The sequence below is a fragment of the Streptomyces sp. WMMC940 genome (assembly GCF_027460265.1).
Taxonomy (GTDB): Bacteria; Actinomycetota; Actinomycetes; order Streptomycetales; family Streptomycetaceae; genus Streptomyces.
Window position 1 is genome coordinate 1,550,613 of the sequence record NZ_JAPZBC010000001.1, and the last position, 13,693, is coordinate 1,564,305.

The 13,693-nt window shown below is 73.9% G+C and carries 10 protein-coding genes and 1 pseudogene; 8 read left to right on the forward strand and 3 right to left on the reverse strand.

The window, feature by feature from the left end; genetic code table 11:
* Window positions 1-113 precede the first annotated feature (113 nt).
* A complete protein-coding gene (locus tag O7595_RS06875; protein WP_269727840.1) occupies window positions 114-1,550 on the forward strand; it encodes an alkaline phosphatase PhoX in 1,437 nt (478 codons plus the stop codon).
* Between the two features lie 458 nt (window positions 1,551-2,008).
* Window positions 2,009-2,998, forward strand: a complete 990-nt coding sequence (locus O7595_RS06880; protein ID WP_269727841.1) for a PPK2 family polyphosphate kinase — start codon at window positions 2,009-2,011, stop codon at window positions 2,996-2,998.
* 216 nt (window positions 2,999-3,214) lie between these two features.
* Here O7595_RS06880 and O7595_RS06885 read toward each other — a convergent pair whose 3' ends face one another.
* Window positions 3,215-4,327 carry a S1 family peptidase gene (locus tag O7595_RS06885; RefSeq protein WP_443071578.1) on the reverse strand — a complete coding sequence of 371 codons (1,113 nt, stop codon included), beginning with the start codon at window positions 4,325-4,327 and terminating at the stop codon, window positions 3,215-3,217.
* Window positions 4,328-4,608: 281 nt separating this feature from the next.
* Here O7595_RS06885 and O7595_RS06890 point away from each other — a divergent pair, with 281 nt between their 5' ends.
* The 5 genes and pseudogenes from O7595_RS06890 to O7595_RS06910 form a co-directional block, all read left to right on the forward strand.
* Entirely contained in the window at window positions 4,609-5,397 is a 789-nt protein-coding gene (locus O7595_RS06890) for a peptidyl-tRNA hydrolase (RefSeq protein ID WP_269727842.1), read from the forward strand.
* A 109-nt stretch (window positions 5,398-5,506) separates the two neighbouring features.
* Window positions 5,507-6,286: a DUF4142 domain-containing protein gene (locus tag O7595_RS06895; RefSeq protein WP_269732400.1), complete on the forward strand. Its 780-nt coding sequence runs from the start codon at window positions 5,507-5,509 to the stop codon at window positions 6,284-6,286.
* A gap of 148 nt (window positions 6,287-6,434) precedes the next feature.
* On the forward strand, window positions 6,435-7,949 hold the full coding sequence (locus tag O7595_RS06900; RefSeq protein WP_269727843.1) for a DUF692 domain-containing protein: 1,515 nt from the start codon (window positions 6,435-6,437) through the stop codon (window positions 7,947-7,949).
* Between the two features lie 6 nt (window positions 7,950-7,955).
* A complete protein-coding gene (locus O7595_RS06905) occupies window positions 7,956-9,038 on the forward strand; it encodes a TIGR04222 domain-containing membrane protein (RefSeq protein ID WP_269727844.1) in 1,083 nt (360 codons plus the stop codon).
* Window positions 9,039-9,483: 445 nt separating this feature from the next.
* Window positions 9,484-11,013, forward strand: a pseudogene (locus O7595_RS06910) (alpha/beta hydrolase); the annotation flags it as partial.
* Between the two features lie 114 nt (window positions 11,014-11,127).
* Here the strand turns inward: O7595_RS06910 and hemQ are convergent.
* Together hemQ and hemG are read right to left on the reverse strand one after the other, a co-directional pair.
* On the reverse strand, window positions 11,128-11,847 hold the full coding sequence (gene hemQ / locus O7595_RS06915) for a hydrogen peroxide-dependent heme synthase (RefSeq protein ID WP_138052550.1): 720 nt from the start codon (window positions 11,845-11,847) through the stop codon (window positions 11,128-11,130).
* 4 nt (window positions 11,848-11,851) lie between these two features.
* The gene (gene hemG / locus O7595_RS06920) at window positions 11,852-13,297 is read right to left on the reverse strand and encodes a protoporphyrinogen oxidase (protein WP_269727845.1); all 1,446 of its coding nucleotides are present in this window, start codon (window positions 13,295-13,297) and stop codon (window positions 11,852-11,854) included.
* Between the two features lie 78 nt (window positions 13,298-13,375).
* Here hemG and O7595_RS06925 point away from each other — a divergent pair, with 78 nt between their 5' ends.
* A complete protein-coding gene (locus O7595_RS06925; RefSeq protein WP_269732401.1) occupies window positions 13,376-13,690 on the forward strand; it encodes a DUF4349 domain-containing protein in 315 nt (104 codons plus the stop codon).
* Window positions 13,691-13,693: the final 3 nt, after the last annotated feature.

Genomic DNA, 13,693 nt, shown 5'->3' on the forward strand with positions numbered 1-13,693 from the left:
CACGCAGCACCGCGCGTCCCACGGGGCACGGTGACCCGCATGCTTCACGCGTGACCACACGCCTGGTACACACATGCGGGTCACATCTCTGTCCGCCAACAGGGAGTTGCCTCATGACCGCAGAACGCACGCAGGAATCACGAGGGGTTGCCGGGGGCGGGGCCTCCGAACCCCCGGGCGACCCCGGAGCCTCCTCCGCGACGCGGCGCCGGGTACTCGCCGGCACGGGTGCCGCAGTCGCCGGAATCGCCTTCGCCGGGGCCTTCTCGGAGCTCTTCGTGGGTACGGCCGCCGCCCGCGGCCACTCCGGCTACGGCCCGCTCGTCCCGGACCCGCACGGCCTCCTCGACCTGCCGAAAGGTTTCCGCTACCGGGTGCTCTCCCGCGAGGGCGAGCCGCTGCGCTCCGGCGAGGGCCCGGTGCCCGGCAACCACGACGGCATGGCCGCACTGCCGGGACGCCGGGGCAGGGTCCACCTCGTACGCAACCACGAGAACCGGCACAACGCCCGCATCGGCGTCCCCGTCGTCGACGGCCTCACCTACGACCCGGCGGCCGAGGGCGGCTGTACGGCGCTCACCCTCGACGGCCGCAACAACGTCCTCGACGAACGCGTCGCCATCGCCGGCACCGCGGTCAACTGCGCGGGTGGGCCCACCCCCTGGGGAACCTGGCTCACCTGCGAGGAGACCGAGGACAAGGCCGGCACCAACGGCTGCACCAAGGACCACGGTTTCGTCTTCGAGGTGGACGGCGCCGATCCGCGCCGGACCGGCGCCGTACCGCTGACCGCGATGGGCCGCTTCCAGCACGAGGCCGTCGCGGTCGATCCGCGCAGCGGGATCGTCTACGAGACGGAGGACGCCTTCGAGAGGCCGTTCGGGCTGTTCTACCGCTTCCTGCCGGAGAAACCGCTCGGCGGCAGGGGCTCGCTGCGGGCCGGGGGACGGCTTGAGGCGATGCGGGTCCCGGGGCTGCCGGACCTGTCCGCGATCCAGGAGACGGGCGCCCGGTTCGACGGCGTCGAGTGGGTCCCCGTGCCCGATCCGCAGGCCCGCCGGACGCCCATCCGGCTGCAGGACTTCGGCCCGAAGGGCATCACCCACGCCCAGAAGCTGGAGGGCTGCTACTGGGGCGGCTCGTCCGTCTACTTCGTCTCCAGTTTCGCCCGCAGCGCCGAGGGCTCGGCGGCCGACCACTTCGGGCAGGTGTGGCGGTACGAACCGCGGCGGCGGCGGCTGACCCTGGTCATCGTCTTCGGGCCGGCGACCGACGTGCAACTCCCCGGCGAATCCCCGGACAACATCTGTCTCGCCCCGGGCGGCGGGCTGATGGTGGCGGAGGACGGGAACGGCGCCCAGCACGTGTACGGGGTGACCAAGCGGGGCGAGGTGTACGCGATGGCGCGCAACCGCCAGGACATCGGCACCCCGGAGGAGCCCGAGTGGGGCGAGTTCGCGGGCGTCACGTTCTCGCCGGACGGCGGCACGATGTACGTCAACTGCTACACCCCGGGTACGACGTTCGCGGTGACCGGACCCTGGTGCTGATCCCCGCGACCCGGCCCTGGGACCGGCACGTCCGGGCCCTGATCGGGACCCCCAGGGCCGGGGCGGGGGCGTCCGGATCAGGGGCAGAGGCGTCCGGGCCCGCGGGCGTCCGGGGCCGGTGCCGGTGCCGGTGCCGGGGGTGCCACCGCCGACGGGCGCAGGGATCGCTTCCGTGCGCCGGTCGGCGCGCAGAGATCGCCGCCGCCGCTCCCCCGCCCCGCCGCTCCCCCTGCCGTGCCGTGGGCTCCGGGTGCCGCCGCGCCGGCGGACCGGGCGTCGCTCGCGCCGGTACCGGATCCGGTGGAGGATCGGAGGGCCGGACGGACCCGGGGAGACCCTCGGGAGCACCGGTGGCCGGCGCACGAAGCCCCTCCCCGGGAACGCCGGCGGTCGGACGAGACCGGTGGCCGGACGGGACCGGGGTCGGAGACGGCCGGGAGAGACCCGAGGTGACCAGGATGACCACGAAGAACGGCCGCAGCGGGCGTCTCCCCGACCCGCTTCCCGACTCGGTTCCGGACCCGGGCCGGGCTGCGGACCCGGACCCCGCCCCGCCTCCGCCTCCGGCTCCGGCTCCGGCTCCGGACGAGGTCGCCGACCGGTACCCCGGCCGGCTCCGTGACGTGCTGCGCGTCCCGGCGGGCGGTCGCCTCGACCTCTCCTCGTACGACCCGGGCGGGGTCCCGGCCGGTCCGCGGGACAAGGTCGCGGGCCTGGAGGCGGCCGCGGCGGCGGGCAGGCGCCTGGCGGACCTGCAGGAGCGGCTGTACGCGGCGGCGTCGGCGGGCGACCGGCGCCGGCTGCTGCTGATCCTCCAGGGCATGGACACCAGCGGCAAGGGCGGCACCGTCAAGCACGTCATCGGTCACTTCAATCCCGCCGGCTGCCGGATCAAGGCGTTCAAGGCCCCCACGACGGAGGAGCGGGACCACCACTTCCTCTGGCGGATCGCCCGGGAACTGCCGCGCTCAGGCGACATCGGGATCTTCGACCGCTCGCACTACGAGGACGTCCTTATCGCGAGGGTCCGCGACCTGGTGCCGCGCGAACGGATCCGCCGCCGCTACGACGAGATCAACGCCTTCGAGCGGGCCCTCGCGGAGGACGGCTTCACCATCGTGAAGGTCTTCCTCCACATCTCCCCCGAGGAGCAGCGGCGCCGGCTGCTGGCACGCCTCGACAACCCGGACAAGCACTGGAAGTTCAACCAGGGGGACATCCAGGAGCGGGCCCTGTGGCCGGCCTACCAGAAGGCGTACGAACGGGCCCTGCAGCGCTGCTCGCTTCCCGAGGCACCCTGGTACGTCGTGCCCGCCGACCGCAAGTGGTACCGCAATTGGGCAGTGAGCCGGCTGCTGCTGGAACACCTGGAGGAGCTCGACCCGCAGTACCCGAAGGGTGACTTCGACGTCGAGGCGAGCAGGAAGCTCCTGCTGGGGAGCGGCTGAGCCCTGGGGCCGAGGCCGGTGCCGGTTGCCCCGGCTCGCGGTCGCAGCGACAGGGAGTGGGACAGCGACAGCGGCCCCGGGCATCCGCCGATGCCCGGGGCCGCTGTCGCTGTCCCTCCCTCCTCCCCTCGCTCTCCGTCGTGGCCGCGTGCCGTCTCTCCACCTCGGCAGGCCATCCGGGCGCCGCGGACCGCCGCCCGGCCCGGCGGGTGGCGGTCAGCCGATCTGTGCGCCGACCGCCTCGAGCGCGGTCGTGACCGGCTGGAAGAAGGTCTCGCCGCCCGAGGTGCAGTCGCCGCTGCCGCCGGACGTCAGACCGATCGCGTTGCCGTCCCGGGTGAACAGCGCGCCGCCGCTGTCGCCCGGCTCGGCGCAGACGTTGGTCTGGATCAATCCGCTGACGGTGCCCTCGGGGTAGTTCACGGTGGCGTTCAGACCGGTCACCTGGCCGCCGTTGAGGCCGGTGGTGCTGCCCATGCGGAAGACCTCCTGGCCGACGGCCGCGTCGGCGGCCTGCCGGATCTCCAGGAGCTGTCCGTTGCCCAGGTCGACGGCGCTCGGCGCCTCGGTGTTCGGGTCGTCGTACGTCACGAGCGCGAAGTCGCCCTCACCGGGGAAGACGGACTCCTGGGCGGTGCCGACGGGCTGACCGCCCTGTTGCTCGGACCACTGTTCGGAGGCGGCGGTGCAGTGGCCGGCCGTGAGGAATCCGGGCTGCCCGTCCTGGGTCGTGACGTTGAAGCCGAGTGAGCAGCGCGAACCGCCGCTGAAGATGGCGTCCCCGCCCTCCAGGAGGGGCTTGAACTCGCCCTTCGACTTCTGGAGCCGGGCCACCCCGTCGCCGAGCGACTCGACGGCCGACTCGACGGTGTTCCAGCGGTCGCCGGTGACGGTGCGGTCGGCGGTCACCAGGATCTGGTTGTTCCTCGGGTCGATGGCCCAGGCCGTACCCGGGACGGCGGCCTCGCTCGAGAGCGAGCGGGTCGCGGACTTCAGCGTGGAGAAGCTGTTCTGCACGCTGCGGGCCACCGCACCGGCCCGCTTGATCTCGATGTTCACATCGTTGTCGTTGCCGACGACGTTCACGATGAGCTGCTGCTTCGACGCGTCGTAGTAGGCGCCGCCGTAGGAGTCGCCGAGCTGCTTGCCCAGCTGCTGGAGGAGATCCGCGGCCGAGGCGGCGCTCATCTTTCTGGGAGCGATCTTGTCGTCCTCGGAGCCGGACTGCGAAGCGTTGGCATTCGGCAGCAGTACGGCGGCTGCGGCTATGCCCACCGCTCCGGCTCCGGCGAGTATCGCCTTCCGCTTGGGTATACGCCTGTGACTCAACTCTTCGCCTCCTGCGGGGGAACGGACTCCGGTCGCCGAGGGGGACCGGGAGGGGGACGCGTCCGGCCCTTCATACGGGCGGCGCACCCGTGTTTGTTCATCGCCCCCGCAAAGAAAGTTTCTTGACGCATCGTCAGGCAACGGGCGGTGATGTGCCGCCGGCGCCGGCCGGGTGCCGAGGAGGAGCGGTGCGAGCAGCGCGTTCCCTCCGGCGGGCGGTTCCGCCGAACCGCAGGCCCCGGGCCCCCGGCCGCTCCCCCGCCGACTGGCAGACTGTGCGGGTGAACAGCACCGACCGCCCCGGCTGTCCCGACAGCCCCGACCATCCCGACTGCCCGGGCAGTCCCGACAGCCACGGCAGCCCCTTCCGGCAGGAGCCGACACCGCGCGACGAGGCCCCCCAGTTCGTCCTGCCGCTCGTCGTCCGGATCGAGAGGACCGCGCCGCCGTCCCGTACCGACGCGCTGGAGACCGCCGCCCGCGCGGTCGTGGTGATGCTCTCCGACGACCGGTCCTCCGGGGACGGCGAGTGGGCCGAGCGCGTACGGGACTGGCAGGACGGCCGGATCCGGAAGGTGGTGCGCAGGGCGCGCGGCGCCGAGTGGCGCAAGGCGTCCGAACTGCCGGGCATCACGGTGGCCGGGGCCGGGGCGGAGGTCCGGGTGTTCCCGCCGGTGCCGCTGGACGGCTGGCCCAGGGAACTGTCGAAGCTCCAGGTGTCGGGCACGGAGCTCGAGGACCCCGACGAACCGGTCGGTGACGTCGGCCCGGACCGCGCCCTGCTCTGGCTCAACCCGGAGCTGCGCATGTCCACGGGCAAGGAGATGGCCCAGGTCGGCCACGGCGCGCAACTGCTGTGGTGGGACATGGACGAGGCCGGACGCGCGGCGTGGCGCGACGCCGGGTTCCCCCTGGCCGTCCGGACAGCCGCCGCCGGCCGCTGGGCGGAACTCGCCACGAGCGGCCTGCCGACGGTCCGGGACGCCGGTTTCACGGAGATCGCCCCCGGCTCCGTGACGGTCGTCGCCGACCATCCGGTACGGAAACGAATCTTCCCCGAGCGGGGCTGAACGGATCAGGTCTCCCGAACGTACCTTCCGGTACTGCCAAGCAGTCTGAGTCGCCGGTTCCGTCACCGGCGGTTCCGCGGTACGCACATCGGATCGGGAGGCACACTTGCTGCGTCGCGTCAACGGGACAGCTCTCATCATCGCGGCACTGGTCGCCACAGTGGGCGCGCTCGCTTTCCCCGTATGGTCCTACGCCGACCGGTCCGGGACTGGCCAGGCCAATCTCAACGCCTCGTCCGTGTCCACCCAGTGGGGGCCGCTGACGGCGACCGACCGTGACTTCCTGGTCAAGGTGCGGCTCGCCGGCCTGTGGGAGCTCCCCGCCGGGCAGCAGGCGCTCGAACGCGCCCCGACACAGGCGATCAAGGACGCGGGCGACCACCTCATCGTCGGTCACACCGACCTCGACCAGCGCGCACGCGACGTGGCGGCGAAGCTCGGCGTGGAGCTGCCGAACGTGCCCAACGAGCAGCAGCAGGGCTGGCTGAGAGAACTGTCGGCGGCCAGCGGCCGCGAGTACGAGTACAAGTTCGCGAACCTGCTGCGCAATGCGCACGGCAAGGTCTTCTCCCTCATCGCCCAGGTCCGCCACACCACCCGAAACACCCTGATACGCCAGTTGGCGTCCGACGCCAACCAGACGGTGCTCGACCACATCACCATGCTGGAGAACACCGGCATGGTCGACTTCGACTCGATCGCCAACGAGGCGGCCGGCGGTGCCACGGCCAGCCCCACGGGCCCGCCGCCGCCGGACGGGAACCTGCCGCCCGCGCCGACCCCGGCCGTGCCGCCGGCCCAGACCGAGACCACCTCGCGTCCCTCGACCCAGCCGGGACCGCCGACGGCGGTCAACACCAACCGCCCGGCTCCCGGGGCGAGCAACTGACGACGGGGTCGCGGTCCCCCGGGGCCCCGGGCCGGGATTCCCCGGCCCGGGGCCCGCAACCTCAAATGAAGCTCTGAACGTCCCCTCCTCCGGATTGGGCAGGGCCCCACGGGGCCATGACCCTTGCACACGTGGAGGAGGGGGACCCATGAAGCAGCCCGACAGGCTCGGAATCGGTATCGGCTGGCGCCCGGAGATCGCCGCTGCCGTGGAACGGCTTCCCGGTCTCGACTGGGTCGAGGTCGTCGCGGAGAACGTCTGCCCCGGCCATCTCCCCGACTCGCTCGGGCGGCTGAGGGAGCGGGGCGTCACGGTCGTCCCGCACGGTGTCTCGCTGGGACTCGGCGGGGCGGAACGGCCGGACGCACGCAGGCTGGCCGATCTGGCCGCGCGCGCCGAGGCGCTGGGGGCGCCGCTCGTCACCGAGCACATCGCCTTCGTCCGCGCGGGCGGTCCGCTCACCGCCTCACCCCGGCTGGAGGCGGGGCATCTGCTCCCCGTCCCGCGCACCCGCGACGCGCTGGACGTCCTCTGCGAGAACGTCCGGATCGCCCAGGACGGCCTGCCGGTACCGCTCGCCCTGGAGAACATCGCCGCCCTGATCTCGTGGCCCGGCGAGGAGATGACGGAGGGCCAGTTCCTCGCGGAACTCGTCGAGCGCACGGGGGTACGGCTGCTGATCGACGTCGCCAATCTGCACACCAACCACGTCAACCGGGGCGAGGACCCGGTCCGGGCCCTGGACGAGCTACCCGTCGGGGCGATCGCGTACGTCCATGTCGCGGGCGGTCTGGAGCGGGACGGCGTCTGGCACGACACCCACGCCCACCCCGTGCCGCGGCCGGTCCTCGACATCCTCGCCGAGCTACGCTCGCGCACCGACCCACCCGGGGTGCTGCTGGAGCGGGACGACGACTTCCCGCCCGAGGAGGAACTGGCGGCGGAACTGGAGACCATCCGCGCGACCCTCGCCGCGCCCCCGCGACGGGCACCTCGCACACGGGTGCAGGGCGCTCCGGCCACGCGTACCCACGAAGCGGACGCGGCGGGTGCGACGGACGATCCGGCGTCCCGTACCCACGCGACGACAGCGGCTCCGGCGCCGAACCCGGATGCGGATGCGGATGCGGATGCTGGACCAAGCACGGTCGCAGGTACGGGGCCGAACCCGGTTGCGGGTACGGGTGCCGATCCACTCACGGGGCCGAGCCCGGGTACGGCTGCCGGTACGGATCCACTCACGGGTGCGTACGTGGCCGCGCGGGAGCGGCTCGGGCTCGCGCAGGCCGCTCTGCTGTCCGCGCTGGTCGCCGGGACGCCCGCGCCGGAGGGCTTCGACGCCCGGCGGCTGAGGGTGCAGATCCGTGCCCTCGCGGCCAAGCGGGCCGACGTCGTCGCCAAGGTGGCGCCCGAACTGCCGGAGATCCTCGGCGCCGGCTACCGGCCCGCGTACCTCGACTACGCCAAGACCCGCCCGATGCGCGACGGTTACCGCCGGGACGCGCTGGACTTCGCCGAGCATCTGCTGGTCGCGGCCCGGCCGGAGGACCCGGTCGCACGCCGAAGGCTCACCCACTGGTGGCAGGACCGGGCGGCGCCGCGCCCGCCGCGCCGCGCCACGCGCTTCGTCCGCGCGGCCCGCGCCGCTCTGGTCAGGAGGTGAACCCGGATGTCGCCGAACGTACTCGCCGTCATCGTGTATCTCGCCGTGGGTGTCTCCTCGGCCCTGGTCATCAGGGGCCTGGCGCGGGCTCGCAGAGGCCCCGGCGGCCCGGTGCACGACCTCATGGAGGCCGCGTTCCTCAACGGCGGGCCCGCCAGGGCGGTGGACACCGCGCTGACCGCCATGGTCACGGACGGGCGGCTGATGGTCGGAGGGCCGGGCATCGTCGCCGTCCGTCGGCCCGTCGCCCACGACCACGTCGAACGCGCCGTCCTGGACGAGCTGACACGGGCCCCGAGCGGGGCGCTGCACGACCTGCGGCTCGCGGTGATGCGCAATCCCGCCGTACAGGAGATCGGCGACGGGCTCGCGGCGCGGGGGCTGATGATCGCGCCCGGCGACGTCCGGCGCTGGAAGACCTGGTCCACCTGGCAGCTCGTACTGTCCCTGGTGCTGCTGCCGGTCTCGCTCGTCGCGACGTTCGTGCAGTACGCGTTCCACGAGGGCTTCTCCGACATACCGTTCCCGTTCGTCGTCAAGGTCCTTCCCGCGTGCCTCGCGGGGGTGGTCGTCGCGGCGGTCTGCTCCTCCCGGGCCCGCCGCCGCGTCGGCGCCGCGGGGCACCGCGCGGCCGCGGATTACCGGGCGGCGCACGCCCACCGCACCGACGCCGGCCATCTGGTGGCGTTCGGCGGGCTGCGCGCCGTTCCCGACCCCGTGCTCCAGGCGCAGTTGATCGCGGCGGCCAGGCTGGTGCGCACCGGCGGCGGGCGGCCTTCCCGGGCCGGTGCCCGCGCCGGACGCAGCGGCCACAGCGGTACGTCCGACACCGCGGCCTACGTCCCCGTCGCCGTGTGGTGCGCGGCCTCCGGCGGCTGCTCGGGCGGCGGAGGCTGCGGCGGGGCGGGCGGCAGTTCCTGCGGCTCGGGCGGTGGTTGCAGCGGCGGGTGCGGCGGATCGTCCGGCGGCGGCTCGAGTTGCGGAGGCGGTTCCGGCGGCGGCTCGAGTTGCGGAGGCGGTTCCGGCGGCGGCTCGAGTTGCGGAGGCGGTTCGGGCGGCGGCTCGAGTTGCGGAGGCGGTTCGACCTGACGGCCCGCCCCTCCGGGACGACCGCTGTGCCACGCCGACGCCCCTTCCGGGTCGAGGGCTTCCGGTACCGGGGCGCGCCGGCCCGGAGCCGGGGCGCGGTACGAACGGGCCCGCCGATGCTCCCGGCCCCGGGCCGGGAGCACGGCCCCGGGCGGGTCCTCGCCGCACCCGCCCCGGGTCGCGGCGGCCCCCGCCCGGAATTCCCGTGGCGCCCGGAGCCGATGTCACGCGCCGGACCCGGACCCGGCGCCGGAGGCGTGACGCCCGGCAGCGGACGCCAGACGGCCGACGGCCGACACCCCGGAGCGGACGCGTCCCGTCTGACATGTGAAACATCACGCGTGCCGCAAAAGGGTCATCGACCGCGACACCCGAACAAGATCCTTTACAAAGTCCGGTGTTCTGGTGACCTTCGAGCCACGACCGGTGGCGCGAAGGGAACGCGATGAGAGCAGCAGCCCTGTACGGAGCCGCCGGCTCCCTGATCCTCTCCGCACTCACGGCGGCCCCTGCCGCCGGTGCACCCCCGCACGGCACGCGGGAGGACCGCGGAACCGTGGTCGCCGCCGCCCGTGCCGTGGCCGCCGGCGTCACGTTCGGGGCCTGCCCCGCGGAGGAGGACCTGCCGCCCACCGTCGAGTGCGCCGTCGTCCGGGTCCCGCTCGACTACGCGGACCCGTGGGGCCGGCAGATCGGTCTCGCCGTCAGCCGGGTGAAGGCGACGGGCAGGCCGGCGGATCGGCAGGGCGCACTCCTCTACAACCCCGGCGGCCCCGGCGGTTCCGGCATGTACTTCCCCGCGCTCGCCAAGGAGCCCGCGTGGAAGCGCATCGCGGAGGCGTACGACATGGTGGGCTACGCGCCCCGCGGCGTGGGCCGCTCCGCGCCGATCTCCTGCCTCCACCCGGTGGAGTTCACCAAGGGCCCCACCGCCGCTCCCGTCCACCCCTCCGCCGCCGAGAAGCGGAGGGGCATCGCTCGGGCGCGGGCGTACGCACGCGGCTGCGCCCACAACGCCGGTCCCGCGCTGCGGCACTACCACTCGCTGAACAACGTCCGTGATCTGGAGGTGCTGAGGGCCGCCCTCGGCGAGCGGCGGCTCACCTTCCTGGGCGCCTCCTACGGCACCTACCTGGGTGCCCTGTACGCGGTGATGTTCCCCGAGCGGGTGCGGCGCATGGTGCTCGACTCGCCCGTCGACCCGGACCCGGCGAGGGTCTGGTACCGCAGCAACCTGGAGCAGTCGCTCGCGTTCGAGAGCCGCTGGGCGGACTTCCGCGCCTGGGTCGCCCGGCACCACGCCACGTACGGTCTCGGCTCGACTCCGCAGCAGGTGCAGGGCAGTTACGACCGGGCCCGCGCCCTGCTGGCGAGGAAACCGGCGGACGGCACCGTCGGGCCGGGCCAGTTGCACTCGGCGTTCACCCGGACCGTCTACAACGACCTGTACTGGCCGCGTCGCGCCCTCGCGCTGTCGGCGTATCTGAAGGGCGATCCGCGGCAACTCGTCAAGCAGGCGAAGCCACGTGCCTCGGCGGCGGCCGAGGAGGAGAACGGCAACGCCGTCTACACGGCCGTGCAGTGCAACGACGCGCCATGGCCGGCGGACTGGGCGGTGTGGGACCGGGACAACACCGCGTTGGCACGGCGGGCGCCGTTCGAGACCTGGGCCAATGTCTGGATGAATCTGCCGTGCGCGTACTGGCAGCCGCCGCGGCAGCGTCCGGTCGACGTGCGCACGGGGCCGGGGGACGTGCCGCCGCTGCTGATCCTCGCTGCCGAGCGGGACGCTGCCACCCCGTACGCGGGTGCCCTGAGGCTGCAGGAACGCCTCGCGGGTTCCGTGCTGGTCACGGAGCGGGGTGCGGGCACGCACGGCATCTCGGGCGGCGACAACGCCTGCGTCAACCGCCACATGGAGGCGTACCTGCTGACCGGCAGGACGCCGGTGCGGCGCACCCGCAGCCGGACCCGGTGTCGCTGGACCAGCGCGCGGTCGAGCGCGTGCTGCCGCCCGCTGTCTGATCTTCCGGGTCGAGGGGAGGCGGGCCGCCCGTGCGGGAGCCCGCCCCCAGGTCCTTCGAGGCCGTCAGGCCAGACCGGCCACCAGGTCCGCGACGCTCTTGCGGCGCCCGGTGAAGAAGGGGACCTCCTCGCGGACGTGCATCCGGGCCTCGGAGGCGCGGAGGTGACGCATGAGGTCGACGATCCGGTACAGCTCGTCGGCCTCGAAGGCGAGCAGCCACTCGTAGTCGCCGAGGGAGAAGGAGGCGACCGTGTTGGCACGAACGTCCGGGTAGCCGCGGGCCATCTTGCCGTGGTCGGCCAGCATGCGGCGGCGGTCCTCGTCGGGGAGCAGGTACCAGTCGTAGGAGCGCACGAACGGGTACACCGAGACGTAGTCGCGCGGCGTCTCGTCGGCGAGGAAGGCCGGGATGTGCGACTTGTTGAACTCGGCGGGGCGGTGCAGCGCCATGTTCGACCACACCGGCTCCAGCGCTCGGCCGAGGCGCGTGCGGCGGAACAGGTTGTACGCCTCCTGGAGCTGGTCCGCGGTCTCGGCGTGCCACCAGATCATCAGGTCGGCGTCGGCGCGCAGACCGGACAGGTCGTAGGTGCCGCGGACGGTGACGTCCTTCGCGGCGAGCTGGTCGAACAGCTCCTGGACCTCGTCCGCGTACCCGGCGCGGTCCGCGTCCTGCGGCAGCACGTCCCGCAGCCTGAAGACGGACCACAGGGTGTAGCGGATGACCTCGTTGAGGTCCTTCGCCTTCTTACCGGCGTTCGGGATCTTTTCGGGCGCACTCATGGGGCTATTCTCGCCCGCCGCGGACAGTGCCCTGCACCAGGGGGGCCGTGGCGATGATCTCGTCCGCCGCACGCTGTCCGCTGCCGACGCAGGCGGGGATGCCCACGCCGTCGTACGCCGCCCCGCAGATCCGCAGCCCGGGCAGCGCGGCCACGGCGTCCCTGATGCGGGCGACCCGGCCGAGGTGACCGACCGGGTACTGCGGCAGTCCGCCGATCCAGCGGGTGACCTCGGTGGCGACGGGGCGCGCGGTGAGTCCGGTGGCCTCGGCGAGGTCCTTGAGGGAGGCCGCGACGAGGTCCTCGTCCTCCCGGTCCAGCTGCTCCTCCTCGCCGTGGCGGCCGACGGAGGTGCGCAGCAGGAACAGCCCCGGGGCGCGGTCGGCGACCCAGCCCCACTTCTGCGCGGAGAAGGTGGACGCCTTGATCGTGCGGCCGTCCACCGGCGGTACGAGGAAGCCGGAGCCGGCGGGCAGTGCGCCCGTGTCGGCGCTGCGGTACGCGAGGGTGACGAGCGCCATCGACGCGTACTCGACCCGGGCGAGCTCGGCGGAGGCGGTCGGGGCGGCGTCGGCGAGCAGCGCGCAGGCCGACCAGGCGGGGGTGGCGAGGACGACGCCGTCCGCGGTGAGCTCGCGCTCGTCGGTGCGGATCCGCCAGCCGCCGGTGCCGCGGGCCAGGCCGAGTACGGGCGCCTCGGTGAGGATCTCCCCGCCGGCGGCCCGGACGGCGTCGGCGACCGCGGGCGGGAGGGTGCCGATACCGCCGTCGAGGCCCATGAACACGGGACCGGTCTCCTGCCGCTCGGCGGCCCGGCGCTGCACCTCGCGGACGCCCTCCAGCAGGCTGCCCCCGGCGGCCCTGGCCGCGTCGAAGAGGGCGGGGACGGCGGCCCGCATGGAGATGCGGTAGGCGTCGCCCGCGTACACGCCCCCGAGCAGCGGCTCGACGAGCCGGTCGACGACCTCGCGGCCGAGGCGTTCGGCGACGAAACCGCCGACGGCGACGTCGTCCCCGAGTTCGGCGGGGGGCAGTTCGCGCTCCCGCCCGATCCTGGCGATGCCCTCGGCGGACAGCAGCCCGGACAGTGCCTCGGGGCTGCCGGGGACGCCCATCACATGGCCTCGGGGCATGGGCCGAAGGGCGTCGCGGGTCCACACGGAGGCGGTGGTGGTGGCGGGGGCCTGCAGTCGGTCGCCGAGCCCGACGGCGCGTGCGAGGGCGACCGCCTCGGGCCGGCGGGCGAGCACCGACTCGGCGCCGAGGTCGACGGGGGCTCCGGCGATCTCTCCGGCCAGGAGCTTGCCGCCGAGCCGGTCGGTGGCCTCCAGCAGGGTCACCCGCACACCGGACGTGGCCAGTCGGTGGGCCGCCGCGAGGCCGGCGATCCCGCCGCCGATGACGACGACGCGGCCGGCGCCGGTCGGAGGGTGCTCTGACGAGGGCAGCATGCCTCCACTCTCTCAAACCCCTCCGGACCGGACGGCATCGGCTCGGACGGCCGGGCCGGTGTCGCGTCCCCCGAGTCCCTGCCGGCCCGCCGGGCGTCGCTGGCGGACCGGACGACGATGGCGACGGTCACGCTGCGGCTGCCCGAGCCCGAGGAGCGGGAACGGCCGGGTGAGGAGGGCGCTCCGGGCTTCCTGGACGCGCTGGCGGGCGGTTGGGACGCGCTGGCGTCGACCGCGCGGTGGGTGGTCGTGGAGGTGGCCGCGGTGTTCCCGTTCGGCGCGGCGCTCGGGCTGTTGTACGCGGTGTGGCGGTGGCTGGTCCGGCCGCTGCGGGCACGGCGGACCGCCCGGGATTCCGGAGTCCCGCCGGCGCAGGGGCCCGGGCAGGACTGAACG